This window comes from Mesorhizobium sp. LNHC209A00 (assembly GCF_000502915.1).
GTDB lineage: Bacteria > Pseudomonadota > Alphaproteobacteria > Rhizobiales > Rhizobiaceae > Mesorhizobium.
On sequence record NZ_AYWT01000003.1, the window covers coordinates 654,551 to 675,376 of the forward strand.

Sequence of the window (20,826 nt, forward strand, 5' to 3'; positions counted from 1 at the left end):
CCGATTTGACTGGTCCGACAGCTTACGCGGCCCCGATGGCCGGCCGCTAGGAGAAGAAAAAGACTATGGCGACAAAGGAAAAGGAAGAGGTCGAGACCGAACGCGAAGGCGCCACCGATGGGCCTCTGCTCGACCTTTCCGACGATGCTGTCAAGAAGATGATCAAGGCCGCCAAGAAGCGCGGCTATGTCACCATGGACGAGCTGAATTCGGTGCTGCCTTCCGAGGAAGTGACCTCCGAGCAGATCGAGGACACAATGGCGATGCTGTCCGACATGGGCATCAACGTCGTCGAGGATGACGAACAGGGCGAAGAGGCCGAGGCTGGCGACACCGCCGCCGATGCCGAGGAAGACGCCAACGAGCTGGCCGAGCAGACCGGCACCGCGGTCGCCGCCACCACCACCAAGAAAGAGCCGACCGACCGCACCGACGATCCGGTGCGCATGTATTTGCGCGAGATGGGCTCGGTCGAGCTTCTGTCGCGCGAAGGCGAAATCGCCATTGCCAAGCGCATCGAGGCCGGGCGTGAGACGATGATCGCGGGCCTGTGTGAAAGCCCGCTGACCTTCCAGGCCATCATCATCTGGCGCGACGAGCTCAACGAATCCAAGATCCTGCTGCGCGAGATAATCGACCTCGAAGCCACCTATGCCGGCCCCGAAGCCAAGCAGGCGCCGGTGGTCGAACGCGTCGAGGAAGCACCCAAGGTCGACGAAAAGTCGCGTCGCGGACGCGACGACGAAGACGACATCACCAATGTCGGCGCCGACACGCGCGGCATCGGCGATGACGACGAGGAAGACGAGGACGAGGCGAGCCTGTCGCTGGCGGCGATGGAAGCGGAACTCCGCCCGCAGGTGATGGAGACGCTCGACGTCATCGCCGACACCTACAAGAAGCTCAGGAAGCTGCAGGACCAGCAGGTCGAGAACCGTCTGGCCGCCGCCGGCACGCTGTCGCCCAGCCAGGACCGCCGGCTGAAGGAGCTGAAGGACCAACTGATCAAGGCGGTGAAGTCGCTGTCGCTCAACACCGCGCGCATCGAGGCGCTGGTCGAGCAGCTCTACGACATCAACAAGCGCCTGGTCCAGAACGAGGGCAAGCTGTTGCGCCTGGCCGAAAGCTATGGCGTGCGCCGCGAGGAATTCCTCAAGGAATATCAGGGCTCCGAACTCGACCCCAACTGGACGCGCTCGATCGCCAACCTGACCTCGCGCGGCTGGAAGGAATTCACCAAGAACGAGAAGGACGCGATCAAGGAGCTGCGCGCCGAGATCCAGCACCTGGCCACCGAAACGGCGATCTCGATCCTGGAATTCAGGAAAATCGTCAACCAGGTGCAGAAGGGCGAGCGCGAAGCCGCGATCGCCAAGAAGGAAATGGTCGAGGCCAATCTGCGCCTCGTCATCTCGATCGCCAAGAAATACACCAATCGCGGCCTGCAGTTCCTCGACCTGATCCAGGAAGGCAATATCGGCCTGATGAAGGCGGTCGACAAATTCGAATACCGCCGCGGCTACAAGTTCTCGACCTACGCGACATGGTGGATCCGGCAAGCGATCACGCGTTCGATCGCCGACCAGGCGCGCACCATCCGCATCCCGGTGCACATGATCGAGACGATCAACAAGATCGTGCGCACCTCGCGCCAGATGCTGCACGAGATCGGCCGCGAGCCGACGCCGGAGGAACTGGCCGAAAAGCTCGCCATGCCGCTCGAAAAAGTGCGCAAGGTCTTGAAGATCGCCAAGGAGCCGATCTCGCTCGAAACCCCTGTGGGCGACGAGGAGGATTCGCATCTGGGCGATTTCATCGAGGACAAGATGGCGATTCTGCCGATCGATGCGGCGATCCAGGCCAATCTGCGCGAGACCACCACGCGCGTCCTGGCCTCGCTGACCCCGCGCGAGGAGCGCGTATTGCGCATGCGCTTCGGCATCGGCATGAACACCGACCACACGCTGGAAGAGGTCGGCCAGCAGTTCTCGGTCACCCGCGAGCGTATCCGCCAGATCGAAGCCAAGGCGCTGCGCAAACTCAAGCACCCGAGCCGGAGCCGCAAGCTGCGCAGCTTCCTCGATAGCTGAGACCCGCCATTCCTGTTGAAGATCAAGGGCGCTACTGGCGCCCTTTTTCGTGGCGGTATTCGCCCTTGCGGCCCCCGCCGTTAGGGAGGATAATTTCGCGTCGGATGCATTTCTGGGCGACAACCCCGGAAGCCCGCCCCGGTCGAGGCCATGTCGACAAGTCCATGGCTTGAGCGCCGTGCTCCGTGGGCCCCGGAGAGAGGCCTACCATGACGACCTATATCATGCTGATGAACTGGACCGAGCACGGCGCCAAGAATGTGCGCGACTCGCCCAAGCGCCTCGATGCCGCCAAGAAGCAATTGGGCGAGATGGGAGGATCGTTCAAGTCCTTCTATCTGACCATGGGCGAATTCGACATGGTGGCGGTGGTCGAGGCGCCGGACGATGCGGTGCTGGCGCGTTTCGCCCTGATGCTGGCCGCGGGCGGAAGCCTCAAGTCACGGACACTGAAGGCTTTCCCGGAGTTCGCTTACCGCGAGATCGTCTCGTCGCTTGTATGAAGAAAGGCGGCCGGGTTTCTGGAAATCGACTATCAGGTTGCGGCGGGACGCCTTGGAGCAAGACAGGGCGGTTCGCCGTGATAGATTGCGGCCACTCCTGGGAGATCGCGATGAAGAAAGTCTCGATATTGGCCGCCAGCCTTGCCTTGGTCTCGTTGATGCCGATCGACGCCGGTGCCGCCGCGCGAAAATCGGTCGGCATTGCCAACCCCGCCTCGGCCCATTGCGGCGCGATCGGTGGCCGCTTCGCGGTCAGGAAAGACAGGGCCGGTAACGAATACGGGTTTTGCCGGCTGCCCAACGGTCGCCTTTGCGAGGAGTGGGCACTGTTTCGCGACAACAAATGCGTCGGGCCGAAGGCGGCCATGCACGCCAAGTGACTGATGGCAGAACCACGCCGTGCTGACCGTCTGGTACAACACGCGCTGCCCCGTCTGCGATGCCGGCACCGGTCGGCAGAAGCGGCGGCTGATCGAGGCGGTCAAGGCCGGTCGGATCGAATTCCGCGACATCAACCTGGAGCCGGATGCGCTGTCGTCGCATGGCGTCTCGCTGGAGGCAATCCGCCGCCGGTTGCATGCCACCGATGCGGATGGCCGACTGCTGGTCGGTGCGGACGTGGCGATCGCGGTCTGGCTGATAACGCCTGGCGAGGGATGGCTGGCGCGCCTGTTCGGCAATCGGCTCATGCTGCCGCCGACCCGCGCTGCCTACGATCGCTTCGCCGATCTGCTCTACGGCTGGAATCGGCGCAAGGGCCGCTGGTAGTCCATTCACACACCACCCATTCCTGCCGCGCCTGATGGCTCGACGCAACCGATTGGATAAAGATAGATCGTAAGATATATCTTGACTCATCGCTTCGGTGCGCCTAGTTAAGATATATCGTGAGATAGAACTCAAGGAGCAATCAATGCACAAGCACAATTTTGGGCACAATCATTCCGACCGTCATCATTTCGGCGAGCGCATGTTCATGCACATGGCCGGCAAGTTCGGTGGCAGAGGGGGCGGCGGCTTCGGCCCGTTCGGGGGCAGGGGTGGCAGCGGTCGCGGTGGACCTGGCGACTTCTTTCGCGCCGGGCGCATGCTGGCCGATGGCGACCTCAAGCTGATCACGCTGTCGCTGCTGGCCGAGGCGCCGCGCCACGGCTATGACATCATCAAGGCGCTGGAAGAGCGCACCAGCGGCATCTACAGCCCGAGCCCGGGCGTGGTCTACCCGACGCTGACCTTCCTGGAAGAGGCCGGCTATGCCGTGTCGTCAAGCGAAGGCAACAAGAAGGTGTTCTCGATCACCGAGGCCGGGCAGGCGCATCTGGCCGACAATCGCGAGATGATCGACGGCGTGCTCGATCATCTCGAGCGCTTCGGCCGCAAGATGGCCAAGGCGCGCGACTGGTTCGGCTGGAACGACGACGGCGAGGATCGTCGCGGCGGCCGGGGTGGCCGTGGCGAGCGCTCCGAAACGCGCGACGAATTCCGCGCCATCCGCCACCGGCTACGCGCGGCACTCGGCGAGATCGTCGATGCCCCGGCCGAAAAGCAGGCCGAGGCGATTGCCATTCTGAAAGCCGCCGCCGAAGCGTTGGAAGCGCTGTCGCACCGCTGATCCCGTCGGATGAAACGTACAAAAAAGCCCGGTCTCCCGGGCTTTTTTCGTCAGCAACGCCGCGATGCATCATTCCTTGCCGACATATTCGCTGATCAGCTTCTCGTTGCGGGCCTTCTCGATCTTGGCGGTGGTCTCGGCGGAAATGCGTTCGTCGGTGCGGTACTTGACCAGGTTCACCAAGCTGCCGGTCAAGAGCAGGATGCCCATGGCCCAGTAGCCTTTGGTCGACAGGTCGACCGGTGCCAGCCACAGCGACAGCCCGAGCATGAACTAGGCTGCGCCGACCGAAATAGTGTTGAACATGATGTAGGTCTGATTGGCGTTCATTCAATTTCTCCGTTGCTTCGATGATATTGGATTTGATGGAAGTCAGGTCCGCGAAGGCTGGTTTTCAGTTGATGGTCTTCAGGCGCTCGAGCACGTCCCTGGTGCGCACCTTCACCGCCGGTCCGTGGCCGGCGTCGGCGAGGCGGTCGCGGATCGCATCATGACGAAGCTCGCCGTCGATCTCGTCGAGAATGCCGGCCTCCTCGAAGGGATCGCTGGCTCCCTTATGCGGGCCAGAAGCTCCTCGGCGTCGTTGAGGCTCGACGAATGGCCGATCGACCTGACCAGGCGTGACTGCGCCTTGCGCTCGGCATCGATGGCCCTGGCCGAGATCATGCCCTGGTTGAGGTCGATGATGCGGCGGTGCGCCCGCTCCACTGAAACGCGCATCCGCAAGGTCTTTTCGCCAAGGCTTTGCACCGTGGCGCGGCGGACCTCGCGTTCATTCTCCAGTTCGGCGATGGCCGCGGCACCGGTTTCTGCCAGGCCATTGATGCCTGCGGCCAGTGCGCTGACCGTGCGGATCTCCAGGTCGGCGTGGCGGCGGTCGAGATGGTCGAGGCCAGCCTGTTCGGCACGCTGGCGCACGATCAGGGATGCAAGCGTCTGCTTGGCAGCGGCAAGACCCGCCTCCGCGTCGCGGATGCGCTGCGCCAAAAGGTCGATGGCGAAGCGATCCCTCAGGCCGTCCTCGGCCCGTGCGCTGGCGCCGTCGAGCAGTGTTCTGATCAGGGCAAGCATGGTTCTTCTCCCTTAGACGTTGGGTGAACGATGTTCACTAAGTCAATATAGCACGAAATGAACATTGTTCAAGATCGTTTTTGAACGCTGTTCACGATATCCCGGATATGGTAAACGAGCGGGATCGGGTCGGGAAATGGCGGGTCATTTGCAAGGCGCGCTCATCAGAAGGAAAAGCATGGCACTCGACAAGGAAGAGACGGGCGAGCGGGTGCTGGCTATTGCCGAAGCGCTGCTCAACGAAGGCGGCATGGACAATCTGAAGGCCAGGACCATTGCCGAACAGGCGGGCATCTCGGTCGGCTCGGTCTACAACCTGTTTTCCGATCTGGACGGGGTGCACCGCGCCGTCAACATGCGCCTGCTCGACCGATTGGGGGGCGCGGGCGCCGTGGCGATGGCCGAACTTGCCAGGCGCGGCATCACCGACGTGCGCCAACGGTTGATGGCACTGGCCGGCGCTTATGTTCGTTTCGTCGAGGCGCACCCCGGCAGTTGGCCGGCGCTGCTTGCCTTCAACAGACGGCGTCCGGTGCTGACCGAGCCCGATGTCTACGAGGCGCGGCTCGACCAGTTGTTCGAGATCATCGCCAGCGTGCTTGCCGATGGCGGCTTCGATCTCGACGAGGACACGCGCCGGATCGCCGCGCGAACCCTCTGGTCAAGCGTGCATGGCATCGTCACCAGCGGCTATGCGGCGAGGTCCGACCGCCGCCAGGCCGATGAGATCAGCCAGCAGATCGAACTCCTGGTCTCCGTCTTCATCAGGGGACTGGAACGCGGCGGCACATTCGCGCATGCTGGAGGGATAACGTCGTGAATCGCGCGCGAACCGCGATCGCTGGCGACAAGGAGATTTGGGCTATGTCTTTTCTGAAACGTCTTTTCGGCGGCGGCGGTGGGGGCGAAGCGGCCGAGCCTGGAAATGCCGCGCCCGCCAAGCAGGTCGAGCACAAGGGTTTCACGATCAGCGCCACGCCCTACAAGGCTGATGGCCAGTACCAGACCTGCGGCGTCGTCTCCAAGGAGATCGACGGCGTTGTGAAGGAGCACAGGTTCATCCGCGCCGACCGTTTCGCCGGGCTGGACGACGCCGTCGACATCTCGATCAAGAAAGGCATCCAACTCGTCGACGAACAGGGCGAGCGGATCTTCGGCTAGGACAGGCGGTCCCAGCAGCGAGCCTGGGGCGCGCGTAAGAGGACCGAAACCCTCGAGCACCGCGGTCGAAGCGCTCGAGGTCCTTACGTCAGCCGGTTTGCATCCAGACGGGTATTATCCACGCTTCTGGATGACGCCGTAAAGCACGTTGCGGTTCTCGCCGAAGTAGACCTGCGCATCGACGGCGTTGCGGTCGACGCTGGCGTTGATGATGTTCCACATATCGACCTCCGATCGCAGCAGCAGCACCCAGTCCATGAACGTCTCCCGGTAGCCGGCGTCAGGAGTGCCCTCGGCGTAGTTGGCAAACAGGAAGGTCCCGTTCGGCTTCAGCATCTGCAGGCAGGTCTTGGTGAGTTTCACTGCGACGTTGTGCTGGAGGTAGTCGTAAAGGCCGGAGGCATAGATGAGGTCGAACTTGCCGAGCTTGTGGCCTCTGGTGAGCACGGTGCGCACCGAGCCGTCGATGGCCTCGACCGCGGTGCCCTGGAAGTCGCGCGCGATCAGTCCGACGCTCTGGGGATCCTGGTCGAGCGCGACCCAGCGCTTGAGACCGCCCTCGGCCAAAGCGGCCGAACGGTTCGCCTCGCGCAGATGGCCGGCAGCGATCGCCAGGACTTCGGTTTCGGGTCCGTTCCTGGCCGCGGTCTCATCGACATAGCGGGTCAGCAGATCGCGGCGCTCGCGTGCCGCGACGCATGACGGAACGTTCTGGGTATGGCTGTAAAGCGCCTTGCCGACCTCCGAAGCGCTTGCGACGCTCTCGGCAACATGCGGGTCGCAATAGATGTAGTCGAGCAACTGCGCGTCGCCGGAATACCCCCTGGGCTTGGTGAAGGACCAATGCGTCAGCGGATCCTCCAGAAAGTACTTCTGGATCGGGTGGTTCTGCGCCACCGGTATCAAGGCCTGCCACACGTCGGGATGGACCTTGGCGCGCAGCGCATTGAGAAGCGAGAGCAGTCGGCGGACGATCTCGGCGGGAAATTTCTGCTGCTCGACCTGTTGCTGTGTAGCGTGGAGGATCAGCGCCAGCTCCGCGCGAGCGGTTTCGAACGCTTCGCCATGATGCTCGGGCTTTCCTCGACGGAGACCACCGGCGATCGCCTCGGCAGTGATAAGGCTCTTGCCATCAAACACGGTTTGCACACCAGGACTCCTTGGTTAACAGTCAGTTAACTTATTGCGTAGAATACTCCATTTGCCAACGGCGGGTCCGGTGCCTTTTACCGATATGATTAATTTCCTGCTAACCATGCCAATTCATTGGAGTTTTTAAGGACGGGATTCCGGGTTCGAGTTAACGGAAACTTGTCCTGCGTCATTGCATTTGATCGCGCGGCAAACGTGTCGCGCCCAAGGAGTCGGTCTGCGTTGGGGGCAGAAGCTGGAAAAGAGTTCGGAACGCGAAATGCCCTTCAACCGGGATTTGTCGTGAACGAACGCGCGTCATCCACAGTGGCCGATGCGGTGACTGCGGAACCGCACGATCCGCGCCAGGAGCTGGGGGCGGCCGAACTTCGAACGCTCTACCGCACGGAAGCCCAGGCGAAGCGAAGGAAGGAAGCCAGGCCAGGCCTCTGGATCGCCGTCGCCATCTACGTCTTGTTTTCGGTATCGGATCTGCTGCTGATACCCGATGTGGCCGCCCTTACGATCACGGCCCGCTTCGCTGTCGGACTGACCGCACTGTTGGTGCTGGAAGCACAGCTTCGCAGGGGAGCCGCCACCGACTGGCTTGACGTAACTTGCGCCGCGGCCATCATCTTTGGCTATATCGGCTGGCTTTACCCCGCTTCCATGGGCGCGAACAAGGAAAGCGTCGCCTATTATATGGTCTTCGGCACCATTTTCATGATGAGTGCCAATCTCTTTTTTACATTCCGCTTCAAGGTCTCAATCATAACGTCGACGATAATTTTGTGCATCTTGTATGTGGTGAATTACTTTTTACCCGCTACGCTGATATACAAAATGGTATTCGGCACCTTCTACGTTTCGTGCTTCACATTCACGTCCTATGTGAACTGGAAGCTGAACGAAGAGCGCTACAACGTCTTCCTGAACGCGCTGGAAGCCAAGATCCAGCACAAGGAGGCGACCGAGCGCGGCAAGGCCCTGCTCAGGCTGTCGCGCACGGATCCGCTGACAGGGCTGGAGAACCGGCGCGCGATCGACGAAAAACTGCGCGACTATTGGAATGACTGGCAAAAGCTTGGTCACGGTTTCGCGGCGATCCTCATCGACGTCGACTTCTTCAAGAAGTTCAACGATTGCTATGGCCATCAGGAAGGCGACCGTTGCCTGATCCAGGTCGCCGATGCGCTCAGCGACCTGATCAAGCAACATGATGGCTCCATCGGCCGCTACGGCGGCGAGGAATTCATCGTCCTGGCCCGCATGGACAAGAAGGGCGAGGTCTCGGATCTGGCGGAAGCCATTTGCCGCACGATCGAGAACCTGGCGATCGCGCACGAGTTGCGCCGGGATGGCATCTCGATCGTGACGGCGAGCGTCGGCGCGGCGTTCACCAGGAAGCAGACCGCCGCCAAGTTGGAGAAGATCATCCACGAGGCCGATCGAGCGCTCTATCTTGCAAAGGCCAGCGGCCGAAACTGTGCCCGGCTGTTCGATCCGACCGATCCCCAGAGCAGCGACGAGAGCGAGAACCTGGCGGCCTTGCTGAAGATCGCCATTGGCCAGGACCTGGTTTCGCTCGTCTACCAACCGATACAGAATGTCGCGTCGGGTGGGGTCGAGGCCGTGGAGGCGCTGATGCGCCTCAAGATGCTCGACGGCACCCTGGTTCCGCCGAGCCTGTTCATTCCCGTCGCGGAGCGAACCGGCGCCATCCTCGAGCTCGGGCGCTGGGCAATAAGGACGGTGTGCGCCGAACTCCTGGCGCAGGATCACGTGCGCGTCGTCAGCGTCAACGTCTCGCCGATCCAGCTCAAGACGCCGGGCTTCGCGACGTCGGTCGCGACCATTCTGGGCGAGACCGGCGTAACCGGAAACAGGCTGGCCTTCGAGATCACCGAGGGGCTGGAGATGGAGATGCACTCCGACATCCTGCGCTGCATCAGCGACCTGAAACTGCTCGGGATCAAGATCTGGCTCGATGATTTCGGGACGGGCTTCGCCGGCCTTTCATGGCTTCGTCTCATCGAGTTCGATACGGTCAAGATAGACCGCTCCTTCCTTCACGACTGCGGCACTCCCAAGGGCATGGCAATGCTGCAGGACATCATTGCGCTGGTCAGAAATCGCGGCCACAAGATCCTGGTCGAAGGGGTGGAGACCGAAGAGCAGATGGTCCTCATGCGCCAATTCGGCATAGACCAGGTCCAGGGCTTTCACGTCGGCCGTCCCGCTCCGGCCGCGAATTTCCAGACCAAGCGGGCCGTTCAAAAGCGGCCATTCACGGTTCTCAAGTCTGCCTAAAGGCGCTGGCTTGACCGGCCATTGGCCCGTCAAGCTCGTCTGCCCTCTGGCGATTGCAGCGCGGCGATGCCTATGCCGTCCGCAACGCCCTGCGTGGCAGCGGCGGGAAGGCGATCGCTATCCCCGCGGCACCCAGGCCGATAAGCGCCGACCCGATGAACAGCCAATGGTAGCTGGCATAGGCGTCGAAGATCATGCCGCCGGCAAGCGGCCCCAGCGCCATGCCGAGGCTGGAGAGCATGGTGGCGGCGCCGAATACGGTGCCGAGGATGCGCTGGCCGAAATATTCGCGCGCCAGCACCGCGTAGAGCGGCATGACGCCGCCATAGGTGGCGCCGAAGATGACGGCCAGCATATAGAACTGGTCGAGCTGGCTGATGGAGAGATAGGCGGCAATGACCATCGCCTGGATAGCCAGCCCGGCGATCAGCACCGGCTTGACACCGAGCCGGTCGGCCAGCACGCCGTAGAGCAGCCTGCCGCCCAGGCCGGCCAGACCCTCGACACTGTAGATCGAGACTGCCGCCATCGGGGCGACGCCACACAGCATAGCGTAGCTGACCATGTGGAAGATCGGGCCGGAATGAGCCGCGCAGCAGGCGAAGAAGGTCAGCCCCAGCACGATGAATTGCGGTGAGCGCAGCGCCTGGCCGACTGTGAGGCCTGCGCCTTCGGCGGCTCGAGATTCGGCCGCATCGGAGGCGACAGGCTTTGGCGGCTGGCGCACCAGAAGCACGGCGGGCAGCAGAAGCACCCAGGCCAGGATGCCGATGTCGAACATGGCGCTACGCCATTCGTAGGCGGAGATCAGCCAGCGGGCGAGCGGCGAGATTGTCATCGGTGCCACGCCCATGCCGGCCGAGACCAGCGATACGGCCAGCCCGCGATTGGTGTCGAACCAGCCTGACGTCAGAGCGATCATCGGCGCGAAGAAGGCGCTGGCCGCGAGTCCGACGAGCACGCCATAGGTGATCTGGAAGGTGAGAAGCGAACCGGCGCGGCTTGCCAGCACCAGCGCCAGCCCGAGCAGCACGGCGCCGATCGTGACGACGATGCGGGCGCCGAACCGGTCGGACAGGGCACCCCAGGCGAAGCCGCCAAGGCCCATCACCAGGAAGTTGAGCGTCATGGCGCTCGAAATGCCCGCGCGCGACCAGTTGGTATCGAGCGCCATGGGTTCGAGAAAGATCGCCAGCGAAAACATCGTGCCGATGGCGACGCAGGACATCAGCGCGCCAGCCGCGACGATGGCCCAACGGTAGGAATGGTTCATGTTTCTTCTCCCAGCCGGGAGCAGGATCGATCTTTCGACGCCCCCCGGCAATTCCGGTTGCGTCCGAAGGACGTCCGAGCAGCGCTCAAATCGACATTTTCAGATCGATTTTTTTTAGGGCCTGCGATCCATACAGCCAAATCTAGAGATGCTGGCGGATGAAGGCACCGACCATGTCGATGGCCTGGCGTGCCGCCTGCAACTGCGCAAGGTTAGAGGGGAAGACGTGCGTCATGCCTTCCCAGATATGCAGCGCCGCCTCGCCGCCGGCGCTCGACGCCGCCTCGACCGCGCGGCGTGAATCGTCGAGCAGGATCTCGTCGTCTCCGACATGGACCAGTAGCGGCGGCAGTCCGCCCAGGGGCTGATAGAGCGGTGAGGCGCGGGGATCGGTTGGATCGGTGCCTTTGAGATAGAGATCGGCTGCCTTTTTCAGTTCGTCGCGTTTCACCAGCGGATCGGTTTCCGCTCTCGTCAGCATCGAGCCGCCTGCCAGCGCAAGATCGATCCATGGCGACATCAGCACCGCGCAACGCGGCATGACGCCGGCGCCCTTTCTGGCCCTGGCCGCCACCAGCGCCAGCAACGACAGCGCAAGGCCGCCGCCGGCCGAGTCGCCGGCAATCGCGGTCGCGTCATAGCCCATGTCGCAAAGACCGGTGAATACGCTGAGCGCGTCGTCTATGGCGGCCGGAAAACCGTGCTCCGGCGCCAGCCGGTAGTCGGGAATGAAGGCCGGCGCGCCGGCGCGTTGCACGATCTGGCTGACGAAGTTGCGGTGACCGATGGCGGAGCCGAGCACGTAGGCGCCGCCATGGAGGTAGAGGATCGCGGCGCGCGCGGCACCGGCCATTGGCCGGCACCAGACGCCCGATACCGCGCCGACGGTCCCTGTCTCGAAACTGATGCCGTCGGCGACAGGCGTGTGCTGCATCAGATCTTCGAAGACCGGCCGTGACGCCGGCGCGAACTCCAGCGCCGGCAGCGTCGCCAGCATGTCGCGCATCGCCAGCATGACGGCGCGGTCGCGCTCGTCCTCGGGGTGGATTTCGAAGCTCATGACGGCCTGTCAGGATTATGGCTTCAGAAGCTCGGTGCGGAATTGCGGCGCGAGCGCTGCTGCCTTGCCGAGGAAGGCGCCGAATTCCGCCGGGCTGAGTTTCGGTGCCGGAGCGGTGCGGCTCCCGACCGGTGTACCAACGCTGGCAAAGAACTCTTCCTGTCCCGCCGGCGCGCACATACACAGCATGCGGACGTCCGCGCCCGAGACATTCTTGAACGAATGCGGGGCGTTGGCCGGGATGTTCACCGTCATGCCTGCCTTGGCCACGCTTTTCTGGCCACGAAAGGTGAACTCGATCTCGCCTTCCAGAAGATGAAACGTCTCCTCGAAATCATGCCGGTGGGGACCGGGGCCGCCGCCATCGGGAACCTTCATGTCGATGAGGCAGAAGCGCCCGGCGGTCTGCGTGCCGGACAGCAGGATGGTGTAGGTGTCGCCCACTATGGCCAGATGCTGGAGCGACGGATCGTCGGGATCAACAATCGACATCTGGCGGTTGGGATCGTCGGCGGGGATGGTGAACTCAAGCATGTCTGATCTCCAGGGTCGGCGAGGTTTCCAGCCCTTGTCAGTGGTAGCTGCTGGCAGGCGCCAAAGCACCAAAAAGCTCGTTCGACCGGCTGGACTCACTGTCCCACGGATGGAACAGTCGCCCCCATGATCGATCTCAACGATTTGCGCGTCTTCGAAAGAGTGGCGGCGACCAGCAGCTTTTCGGCGGCTGGCCGCGTACTCGGCCTGCCAAAGTCGACAGTCAGCCGAAACATTGCCCGGCTGGAGCAGCAGCTGGGCGCACGGCTGTTCCAGCGCACCACCCGCGCGGTGATCCTGACCGCGGCCGGAGACGCGTTGCGGACGCGTTGCGTCGAGCTGATGTCGCGGATCGACGAGACGGTGACCTATGTCGAGAGCCTCGCGGGCGAGCCACGCGGTCTGCTGCGGGTCAGCGCCGGCATCGGTTTCGGCATCAATGTCTTGTCCCGGCATCTGCCGGCGTTCCTCGCCCGGTTTCCCCATGTCGACGTCGCGCTCGATCTGACCAGCCGCGACCTCGATCTTGTCGCCGAGCGGGTCGATGTGGCGATCCGTATGGGCCCGCTGCCGGATTCCGCACTGGTGGCGACGCGCCTGGGCAGTGTGCGGCGCTGCCTCGCTGCCGCGCCCGGCTATCTCAGCCGGCATGGCACGCCGCTCACGCCGGCCGATCTGTCCACCCATGAATGCATCGAAATGCCCCGAGGCGACGGCCGCACGCGGACCTGGCATTTCTACCGGGGCGGTGAGATGGCCACGGTTGATGTGCACAACCGGGTCAGCGTCAACGATGCGCTGACCATCCACCAACTGGTTCGCAACGGCGCGGGCCTGGGCGTGCTTTCCACCTATCTCTGTGCGGACGACTTCGCCGAAGGGCGTCTCGTTCCGCTGCTCACCGATTGGGACATCGCTCCGGTCGAGGTCAATCTGCTGTTTCCGAGCAAGCGCGAGCTGTCGCAGACCGTGCGCAGCTTCGTGGATTTCATGCGCGAGGTTTCCGTCCCTAACGAGCATTGGCAAGGCGGCATCGTGGCGACGGGTTGATGCCGCCTCGGCGCGGGATTTTCGAGGATCAGATCGGCAGTTCCGACGTATATTTGATCGTCTGGCTCGGTACGTCGGTCTTGACGTTCTGCACGCCCTTGATGCGGCTCAGATGCTCTGACTGGAAGCGCCGGTAGTCATCGATGCCGGCGGCCACCACACGCACCATGGCGTCGCAGTCGCCGAGCATGAGATAGCACTCCATCACTTGCGGCAGCTTGGCGACCTCGGTGGCGAAATGTTCGATCGTGTCCTCGTCCTGTGCCTTCAGCCAGATGCGGGTGAAAAAGGTGAGGCCCTTGCCGATGCTGGCCGGATTGATCACGGCGACGTAGCGGTCGATGATACCGGCTTCCTCCAGGAGCTTGACGCGCCGCAGGCAAGGCGAGGGCGATAGGCCGACCTCCTTGGCCAGATCATTATTGGCCATGCGGCCGTCTCGCTGCAACGCCCGCAGGATGCGTTTGTCGATGTCGTCGAGCTTCATGGCGTCGAATTCCATTTTCCTGTGGCTTCGTAACAGTGAATGCCAAAATCTGACGAAAGACAACAATCTTCGCAACCCAATTGCGTCGAGGTGTAGGTATGTTTTGCCCCTGACATCACGAGATTTTCAAACGCAAGCAGGCGGCTGTGAGGCCGCCCAATGGCAGGACATGAGCATTTCACAGGCAGTCGAGTCGGTGGGCAACGGTTCGAGATCGGAGTTTCGCCGTGGCGTGGCGTCCTGCGCGCCGGTGCTGCTCGGCACCATCCCCTATGCGCTGGTGCTTGGCGCCCAGGCCGTGCAGAAAGGGCTGAGCACGGTCGAGTTGTCCACGATGACTGGGCTGAACTTCGCCGGCGGCTCGGAATTCGCGGCGATCCAGTTGTGGACGTCGCCGCCGCACATCCTGCTCATCGTCGCCATCACCTTCCTGGTCAACAGCCGCCATCTGCTGATGGGAGCGGCGCTCGCGCCGTTCCTGCGCGATCTGCCGCGGCGCAAAGTGTTTCCGGCGCTGTTCTTCCTATGCGACGAAAGCTGGGCGCTGGGCCTTGCCGACGCCAAACAGCGCGCCGAGGCCGGCATCGCGCCGGCCTTCAGCCCGCGCTATTACATGGGCGCGGCGCTGGCCATGTATCTGACCTGGGTGGCCTTCACCACGCTCGGCGCTTTGCTCGGCCCGATGCTGGGCGATGTAGAGACCTATGGTTTCGACATGGCGTTTCCTGCCGTCTTCCTGGTGCTGATGCGCGGCATGTGGAAGGGCGTCGCGGCGGCGCGGCCCTGGCTTGTAAGCCTTGTCGTCGCCGCGCTCGTATATCTCCTCGTTCCCGGCGCTTGGTATGTCGCGGCAGGTGCCGTGTCGGGGCTGGTCGCGGCCTGGCTGATGGCAGGTGACGCATGATCGACATGGCGACCCTTTTCACGATCGTGCTGATGGCCGGGGTCACCTATCTGACGCGGATCGGCGGCTATGTCGTGCTGCGCAACCGCGTGCTCAGTCCCCGCGCCACGGCGGTGATGGAGGCAGCGCCCGGCTGCGTGCTGATCTCTGTCATCGCGCCGGCCTTCGTGTCGCGCAATCCCGCTGATCTCGCGGCATTGGCCATCACCTTGGTCGCCGCGACACGGCTTTCCATGCTGCCAACCGTGCTGATCGGGGTGGGCGCCGCGGGCCTGCTCAGGCATTTCATTGGGTAGCGTCCAACAAAGCCGATGGGCGTCCGAGTTTACTGGACCATGGACGTCGACCCATGGCGTTGAACAGATGGAGCTGGAGCAGGTCCGGTGCCAGAAAAACATGCTGACCCGGCGCTAACGAATCCGCTCGCCGCCGCTGTCCGAGTTCCAGGCGGACGCTAGGACACTCGATAAAAAAGAAAGGCAGGCGCGGGGCGCCTGCCTTCGATGCGGGATGACGCCGTGCCCTACGCGGCCGCGGCGACGTCGCGCGTCCTGGCCACAACGGCATCTACCTTGGCGGTCGCCTTGGCGAGTGCTTCGGTGACCGCGTCAGGTCCCTTGGCGACGCCCTCGATGCGGATGACGTCGACGTCGGTCATGCCGATAAAACCAAGCACGCTGCGCAGGTAGGGGACGGCGTGATCGAACTGCACGGCCGCACCTTCGGAATAGATGCCGCCGGAAGCCAGCACGATGTAGACCTTCTTGCCGGTCACGAGACCCTTGGGGCCGTTCTCGCCATAGGCAAAGCTCTTGCCGGAGCGGGCGACGTGATCGACCCAGGACTTCAGCGTCGAGGAGATGTTGAAGTTGATGAAGCCGGTGGCCAAGATCACCGTGTCGGCGGCAAACAACTCGTCGAGCACGACATCGGAAACGCCCACCACTTCAGCCTGGCGCGGGGTGCGGGCATCGGCCGGCGTGTAGATGCCGGTCGCATAGTCGGCATCGATGTGCGGCAGCGGGTTGGCGACGAGGTCACGCACGACAAGCGTGTTCGACGGGTCGGCGGCGAGAAGCTTCTGGGCGAACTCGGTGGCGATGCGGGTCGAGTGCGAGGCAGCGCCGCGGGGGCTTGAGGTAACGAGAAGAATGGACATAGCGGGTCTCTCCAGTGGAATGAATTGTCCCGCCATATATGGGGCATCGACCTACCAGATAAACTGGTATATTTTCGATATGATCCATCCATAAAGTAGATACAATGATGCAGCCCAACCCGACCCTCGACCAGCTCCAGATCCTTGTCGCCGTTGCCGACACCGGCAGTTTCTCGGCAGCCGGCCGCAAGCTCAACCGCGCGCAATCGGTCATCAGCTACGGAATCGCCAATCTCGAGGCGCAGCTCGGGCTGAAGCTTTTCGAACGCGAGGGCACGCGCGAGCCGCAGCTGACCGAGATCGGCCGGGCTATGCTGGAAGACGCGCGGCGAATGGTGGGCGTGCTGCAGCGGATGCGCTCGCGCGTCGACGGGCACCACCACGGGCTGGAGGCCGAGGTGGCGCTGGCGGTGGACGTATCATTGCCTTCCCCCGTGCTGGTGCGGGTGCTCAAGGCATTCGAGGCGCGGTTTCCGACCGTGATGCTGCGCCTGCATATCGGCACGCTCGGCCTCATCCCCGATCTTGTCGTCAGCGGGCAGGTCGATCTCGGCATTGGCGGCCTGCTGGGCGATGTCGACGTGCATCTCGTGCGCATCGGCTTCATGTCGCTGGTGCCGGCCGCCTCTCCCAACCATCCGCTTGCCCTGCTGCCGAAGCCGGTGGCGCTCGAGGATGTGCGCGAGCATACGCAGCTTGTCGTGACCGACCAGTCCGAGCGCACCAAGGGACGCGATTACGGCGTCTTCGCCTACCGCACCTGGCGACTGACCGACATGCGAACCAAGCACATATTGATGCGCGAGGGACTCGGCTGGGGCGGGCTGCCGCGCTGGCTGATCGCCGACGACCTGGCCACGGGTCGCCTGGTGGAACTTGATCTCGAGCCCTACAAGGAAGTGAGTTCGCCCCTGTTTGCCATGCACCGCAACGATCGCAGCCCAAAGCCGGCGGCGGCCTGGCTGATCAACCGGTTCAAGCGCGGGCTCGGCTGCTTCAACGAGTTCGAGCCGGGCGAGGTGCCCGAAGAGGAGCCGGAGACCGACGGCGATGCGAACGCCGGCGGCTGAATCCTGGAACTCAGCCGAAAATCATTCGATCAGCGTCACCCCGGAAACCACGATCTGCGCCGTACGAGCGGTCAATTTTCCGCGCTTGTGCAGCGTCGGTTTCTCATAGGTCTTTTTCATGTGTCCAACCCGAATGCGAGCCCGCAAGTGAGTGAGCAGCCATAACGGGACTGGACGGTTCCGGTTGCCTCGCCATTGCATTTCTCTGCCACGGAAGGTGAGTGATTCAAGTTAGATTGCATTCAAACTCTACCCTCGCTATAGATGTCATTCAAATTCTAACTGGAAGAATGACATGCGGGTCAGCCGTGCGCAGGCACAAGCAAATCGCGAAGCGGTGATCAACGCGGCAAGCCGCCTATTTCGAGAGCACGGCTTTCACGGTATCGGGCTGAAGGATCTGATGAAGGGTGCCGGGCTGACCCAAGGTGCCTTCTACAAGCAGTTCGAATCCAAGGAAGACTTGGCAGCCCAGGCATCGAGGCGAGCGATGGAGCACGCGACCCGCAGATGGTCGGCTGTTGCTACCGGGAGCCCTGATCCCCTAGAAGCCGTTATCGAACTCTACCTTTCCCTCGGGCATCGCGAAGAGAAGAGCGACGGTTGTCCGATCGTGGCGCTTGGTTCCGATGCGGCGCGTCAAAGCGAGGAAGTGAGGATCCCCTTCCAGGATGGGATCGCAGCTCACCTTGAAGTCCTCGAGGAATTGGTGCCAGCCGCGGAAGGCCCGAGAAACCAGCGCAAGACCATGGCGATGCTGTCGCTGATGGTGGGGGCGGTGACGATCTCCCGCATCTTCAGAGATGAAGAGATATCGCAGCGTTTTCTCGATGCCGCCGCCAGCGAAGTCAGGCGAATTGCGGCCGCGCAAGGATAGAGGCGGTGGTCGCCATCGAGCGTCCCCGCGGCGCCGTCGGGCGAACCTATCAAACAGAAGCTGGAGTAGACATGCGTCGTATCGTTGTTACAGGCATGGGAGCAGTCAGCCCCCTTGGGGCCAATGCGGCGACTTCCTGGTCCCGGCTCCTGGCTGGCCGCTCGGGCATTCGGAGCCTTCCGGACGAAATGGTGGGAGACCTGCCGGCGAAGATCGGCGGCATCGTTCCTTCCCTCGAACAGGATCCCGAAGGTGGCTTCGATCCAAACACCGTCCTGGCCGCCAAGGAACAGCGCAAGGCCGATCGCTTCATTGTGTTCGCGCTTGCGGCCGCGGAAGAGGCGCTTGCGGAGGCCAGGTGGAATCCGGTTTCGGACGATAACAGGGCCCGCACCGCGACGATCATCGCCTCGGGCGTCGGAGGATTTCCCGCGATAACCGAGGCTGTGCGAACCGTCGATCAGCGCGGTGTCCGGCGTCTCTCACCGTTCACGGTGCCGTCGTTCCTGGTGAACATGGCGGCGGGACAGATTTCGATCCGATATGGGTTCAAGGGTCCGCTCGGCGCTCCGGTGACGGCTTGCGCGGCCGGCATCCAGGCGATCGGCGATGCGGCGCGTCTTATCCGCGCCAATGAGGCCGACATCGCGGTCTGCGGCGGAACGGAAGCCTGCATCAATACGGTCAGCCTCGGCGGCTTTGCCGCGGCACGCTCTCTTTCGACCTCCTTCAATCACCGTCCCGATCAGGCGTCCCGTCCGTTCGACATGCTGCGTGACGGTTTCGTCATGGGCGAAGGCGCCGGAATCCTGGTCATCGAGGCATTGAGCCATGCGCTTGCGCGCGGCGCCAAACCGCTGGCCGAGCTCGTCGGCTACGGCACGACGGCGGACGCTTATCACATCACCTCCGGTCCGGAGGATGGCGACGGTGCGCGCCGGGCGATGGAAATGGCGATCAAACAAGCCGGTATTTCGGCACGGGAGGTCCGCCACCTCAACGCGCACGCGACCTCCACGCCGGTCGGCGATGCGGGGGAAATAGAGGCGATCAAAAGCGTCTTTGGCGTGGATTTCGGCATAGCCGTCAGTGCAACGAAATCGGCGACCGGACACCTGCTCGGCGCCGCCGGGGGGCTTGGGGCGATCTTCACGGTCCTGGCGCTCAGGGACCAGGTCGCACCGCCAACCCTCAATTTGAGCGCCCCCGATCCGGCAAGCGACGGGATCGACCTCGTCGCAAACCACGCCCGGCCGATGGAGATGGACTACGCGATTTCCAATGGCTTCGGCTTTGGCGGCGTGAACGCCAGCGCATTGTTCCGGCGCTGGACGGACTAGCCGCTGCTCGCGGCAATCGCGATGTCCTGGTCAGGCGGTGGCATGCCCGCGAATGTGCAGTCATTGCCCGGGTGCGGGGCGACGATGTCGCCATGTACTTCAGGCGGGCGACAGTCCCTCTATCAGCGCCGTCAGGACGGCACGGTAGTCTTCGCCCGACGCGCCGGCCTCGATGGCCAGCGCCGCGCGGTCGAAGGCGGCGGCAAGCAGGGCGGTCAGCGCTTCGGGCGGCAATCTTTTCATCGACTGCGTCCGCATCGCCGCGACAAGGCCCTCGCGCAGCGAGCGGTTGCCGTGGCGGTTGTCGATGGCATCCATTTCAGCGCGGCCGAGCACGGCGGGGCCGTCGAGCAGCAAGAGCCGCGTGCGGCCGGGCACGCGCATGGCTGTGAGATAGGCATCGGAACCGGCAATCAGCGCATCGCGGGCGCTGAGCGAAGGCGGGGAGGCGCGGTCAATCTCCCGCGCTACCGCCGCGGCTTCCTGTTCGACCACGGCGGCGAAAAGCGCCTGCTTGTCGGCGAAATGGTGGTACAGCGCGCCGCGTGTCACGCCCGCGGCGGCAACGATCTCCGGCGTGCCGGTCTCGGCATAGGATTTCTCCGTGAACAGTTCGCGCGCCGCCGAGATCAGCTCGGCGCGCGTCGTCTCGGTACGATCGCGGTTCGAACGACGCGCGGATCCCTGTTGCATACATGCAGCCTGTATGTTATTCCAATTTACATGCAGACTGTATGTTAATTGACGGGAGAAGGAAAGATGAAGACGACGAGCTACTATCCGGTGCTGATGACCGGCGATGTCGCCGGCACGGCGGCCTTCTATATCAGGCATTTCGGTTTCCAGCCGCTGTTTGAGAGCGACTGGTACGTGCATCTGCGGTCGGTGGACAACAAACGCGTCAATCTCGGCATCGTCCAGGGCGACCACGAGACGATCCCCGAGGAGGGGCGGGGGCGGACCTCCGGGCTGCTGATCAATTTCGAGGTCCGCGATCCCGATGCGGTCCATGACCGGATCCTTGCTGCCGGCCTGCCTATCCTGCGAACGCTGCGCGACGAGCCTTTCGGCCAGCGCCACTTCATCACCAGGGATCCCAACGGCGTGCTTATCGACGTCATCAAGCCGATCCCGCCCAGCGAAGAGTTCCTGGCGCGGTATGCGGAAGGCGCGGCGGGGGCTTGAATGGCAGGC

25 protein-coding genes are annotated in these 20,826 nt (G+C 63.1%); 15 read left to right on the forward strand and 10 right to left on the reverse strand.

Annotation, left to right across the window (positions count from 1 at the left end; translation table 11 throughout):
* Nucleotides 1-65 precede the first annotated feature (65 nt).
* From rpoD to X739_RS155215, 5 genes are all read left to right on the forward strand, one after another.
* A complete protein-coding gene (rpoD, locus tag X739_RS155235; RefSeq protein ID WP_023781522.1) occupies nucleotides 66-2,090 on the forward strand; it encodes an RNA polymerase sigma factor RpoD in 2,025 nt (674 codons plus the stop codon).
* 209 nt (nucleotides 2,091-2,299) lie between these two features.
* Nucleotides 2,300-2,593, forward strand: a complete 294-nt coding sequence (locus X739_RS155230; RefSeq protein WP_023794252.1) for a GYD domain-containing protein — start codon at nucleotides 2,300-2,302, stop codon at nucleotides 2,591-2,593.
* Nucleotides 2,594-2,703: 110 nt separating this feature from the next.
* On the forward strand, nucleotides 2,704-2,973 hold the full coding sequence (locus tag X739_RS155225) for a DUF333 domain-containing protein (protein ID WP_023794255.1): 270 nt from the start codon (nucleotides 2,704-2,706) through the stop codon (nucleotides 2,971-2,973).
* A 19-nt stretch (nucleotides 2,974-2,992) separates the two neighbouring features.
* Complete coding sequence (locus tag X739_RS155220) at nucleotides 2,993-3,361, forward strand: DCC1-like thiol-disulfide oxidoreductase family protein (RefSeq protein ID WP_023794257.1); 369 nt, start codon at nucleotides 2,993-2,995, stop codon at nucleotides 3,359-3,361.
* A 145-nt stretch (nucleotides 3,362-3,506) separates the two neighbouring features.
* Nucleotides 3,507-4,205: a PadR family transcriptional regulator gene (locus tag X739_RS155215; RefSeq protein ID WP_023794259.1), complete on the forward strand. Its 699-nt coding sequence runs from the start codon at nucleotides 3,507-3,509 to the stop codon at nucleotides 4,203-4,205.
* A gap of 69 nt (nucleotides 4,206-4,274) precedes the next feature.
* Here the strand turns inward: X739_RS155215 and X739_RS01000000165985 are convergent, their stop codons facing one another.
* A complete protein-coding gene (locus X739_RS01000000165985) occupies nucleotides 4,275-4,475 on the reverse strand; it encodes a YiaA/YiaB family inner membrane protein (protein WP_023794261.1) in 201 nt (66 codons plus the stop codon).
* Nucleotides 4,476-4,646: 171 nt separating this feature from the next.
* On the reverse strand, nucleotides 4,647-5,276 hold the full coding sequence (locus X739_RS01000000165990; RefSeq protein ID WP_245273816.1) for a PspA/IM30 family protein: 630 nt from the start codon (nucleotides 5,274-5,276) through the stop codon (nucleotides 4,647-4,649).
* Between the two features lie 178 nt (nucleotides 5,277-5,454).
* On the opposite strand from X739_RS01000000165990, the gene X739_RS155210 reads away from it, so the two are divergent.
* Together X739_RS155210 and X739_RS155205 are read left to right on the forward strand one after the other, a co-directional pair.
* On the forward strand, nucleotides 5,455-6,096 hold the full coding sequence (locus X739_RS155210; protein WP_023770143.1) for a TetR/AcrR family transcriptional regulator: 642 nt from the start codon (nucleotides 5,455-5,457) through the stop codon (nucleotides 6,094-6,096).
* A 44-nt stretch (nucleotides 6,097-6,140) separates the two neighbouring features.
* Nucleotides 6,141-6,437, forward strand: coding sequence for an HlyU family transcriptional regulator (locus X739_RS155205; RefSeq protein ID WP_023770142.1), 297 nt, complete (start codon nucleotides 6,141-6,143; stop codon nucleotides 6,435-6,437).
* Between the two features lie 114 nt (nucleotides 6,438-6,551).
* Here the strand turns inward: X739_RS155205 and X739_RS155200 are convergent, their stop codons facing one another.
* Nucleotides 6,552-7,586, reverse strand: coding sequence for a class I SAM-dependent methyltransferase (locus X739_RS155200; RefSeq protein ID WP_023770141.1), 1,035 nt, complete (start codon nucleotides 7,584-7,586; stop codon nucleotides 6,552-6,554).
* 309 nt (nucleotides 7,587-7,895) lie between these two features.
* Between X739_RS155200 and X739_RS155195 the strand changes: the two genes are divergently transcribed.
* Nucleotides 7,896-9,878: an EAL domain-containing protein gene (locus X739_RS155195; protein WP_051410571.1), complete on the forward strand. Its 1,983-nt coding sequence runs from the start codon at nucleotides 7,896-7,898 to the stop codon at nucleotides 9,876-9,878.
* Between the two features lie 70 nt (nucleotides 9,879-9,948).
* Here the strand turns inward: X739_RS155195 and X739_RS155190 are convergent, their stop codons facing one another.
* From X739_RS155190 to X739_RS155180, 3 genes are all read right to left on the reverse strand, one after another.
* Nucleotides 9,949-11,151 (reverse strand): MFS transporter, encoded by a 1,203-nt coding sequence (locus X739_RS155190; RefSeq protein ID WP_023770139.1) that lies wholly within the window; start codon nucleotides 11,149-11,151, stop codon nucleotides 9,949-9,951.
* Between the two features lie 142 nt (nucleotides 11,152-11,293).
* Nucleotides 11,294-12,211: an alpha/beta hydrolase fold domain-containing protein gene (locus X739_RS155185; RefSeq protein ID WP_023770138.1), complete on the reverse strand. Its 918-nt coding sequence runs from the start codon at nucleotides 12,209-12,211 to the stop codon at nucleotides 11,294-11,296.
* Between the two features lie 15 nt (nucleotides 12,212-12,226).
* Entirely contained in the window at nucleotides 12,227-12,745 is a 519-nt protein-coding gene (locus X739_RS155180) for a cupin domain-containing protein (protein WP_023770137.1), read from the reverse strand.
* A 126-nt stretch (nucleotides 12,746-12,871) separates the two neighbouring features.
* Here X739_RS155180 and X739_RS155175 point away from each other — a divergent pair, with 126 nt between their 5' ends.
* Nucleotides 12,872-13,795 carry a LysR family transcriptional regulator gene (locus tag X739_RS155175; protein ID WP_023770136.1) on the forward strand — a complete coding sequence of 308 codons (924 nt, stop codon included), beginning with the start codon at nucleotides 12,872-12,874 and terminating at the stop codon, nucleotides 13,793-13,795.
* Nucleotides 13,796-13,823: 28 nt separating this feature from the next.
* On the opposite strand, the gene X739_RS155170 is transcribed toward X739_RS155175, so the two are convergent.
* Nucleotides 13,824-14,282: an Lrp/AsnC family transcriptional regulator gene (locus X739_RS155170; RefSeq protein WP_023770135.1), complete on the reverse strand. Its 459-nt coding sequence runs from the start codon at nucleotides 14,280-14,282 to the stop codon at nucleotides 13,824-13,826.
* 169 nt (nucleotides 14,283-14,451) lie between these two features.
* Here X739_RS155170 and X739_RS155165 point away from each other — a divergent pair, with 169 nt between their 5' ends.
* Complete coding sequence (locus tag X739_RS155165; RefSeq protein ID WP_023770134.1) at nucleotides 14,452-15,186, forward strand: AzlC family ABC transporter permease; 735 nt, start codon at nucleotides 14,452-14,454, stop codon at nucleotides 15,184-15,186.
* Nucleotides 15,183-15,482, forward strand: a complete 300-nt coding sequence (locus X739_RS155160) for an AzlD family protein (RefSeq protein ID WP_023794267.1) — start codon at nucleotides 15,183-15,185, stop codon at nucleotides 15,480-15,482. The genes X739_RS155165 and X739_RS155160 overlap by 4 nt, the downstream gene beginning before the upstream one ends.
* A gap of 227 nt (nucleotides 15,483-15,709) precedes the next feature.
* Here X739_RS155160 and X739_RS155155 read toward each other — a convergent pair whose 3' ends face one another.
* The gene (locus X739_RS155155; RefSeq protein WP_023770132.1) at nucleotides 15,710-16,345 is read right to left on the reverse strand and encodes an FMN-dependent NADH-azoreductase; all 636 of its coding nucleotides are present in this window, start codon (nucleotides 16,343-16,345) and stop codon (nucleotides 15,710-15,712) included.
* 107 nt (nucleotides 16,346-16,452) lie between these two features.
* On the opposite strand from X739_RS155155, the gene X739_RS155150 reads away from it, so the two are divergent.
* Nucleotides 16,453-17,415: a LysR family transcriptional regulator gene (locus tag X739_RS155150; RefSeq protein ID WP_023770131.1), complete on the forward strand. Its 963-nt coding sequence runs from the start codon at nucleotides 16,453-16,455 to the stop codon at nucleotides 17,413-17,415.
* Between the two features lie 21 nt (nucleotides 17,416-17,436).
* Here the strand turns inward: X739_RS155150 and X739_RS1000000169930 are convergent, their stop codons facing one another.
* On the reverse strand, nucleotides 17,437-17,535 hold the full coding sequence (locus tag X739_RS1000000169930; RefSeq protein ID WP_023770130.1) for a hypothetical protein: 99 nt from the start codon (nucleotides 17,533-17,535) through the stop codon (nucleotides 17,437-17,439).
* Nucleotides 17,536-17,710: 175 nt separating this feature from the next.
* Here X739_RS1000000169930 and X739_RS155145 point away from each other — a divergent pair, with 175 nt between their 5' ends.
* Together X739_RS155145 and fabF are read left to right on the forward strand one after the other, a co-directional pair.
* Nucleotides 17,711-18,292: a TetR/AcrR family transcriptional regulator gene (locus tag X739_RS155145; RefSeq protein WP_023794270.1), complete on the forward strand. Its 582-nt coding sequence runs from the start codon at nucleotides 17,711-17,713 to the stop codon at nucleotides 18,290-18,292.
* Nucleotides 18,293-18,363: 71 nt separating this feature from the next.
* A complete protein-coding gene (fabF, locus tag X739_RS155140) occupies nucleotides 18,364-19,632 on the forward strand; it encodes a beta-ketoacyl-ACP synthase II (RefSeq protein ID WP_023794272.1) in 1,269 nt (422 codons plus the stop codon).
* A gap of 99 nt (nucleotides 19,633-19,731) precedes the next feature.
* Here the strand turns inward: fabF and X739_RS155135 are convergent, their stop codons facing one another.
* On the reverse strand, nucleotides 19,732-20,325 hold the full coding sequence (locus tag X739_RS155135; RefSeq protein ID WP_023770127.1) for a TetR/AcrR family transcriptional regulator: 594 nt from the start codon (nucleotides 20,323-20,325) through the stop codon (nucleotides 19,732-19,734).
* Nucleotides 20,326-20,391: 66 nt separating this feature from the next.
* Between X739_RS155135 and X739_RS155130 the strand changes: the two genes are divergently transcribed.
* Nucleotides 20,392-20,817: a VOC family protein gene (locus X739_RS155130; RefSeq protein ID WP_023770126.1), complete on the forward strand. Its 426-nt coding sequence runs from the start codon at nucleotides 20,392-20,394 to the stop codon at nucleotides 20,815-20,817.
* Nucleotides 20,818-20,826 lie beyond the last annotated feature (9 nt).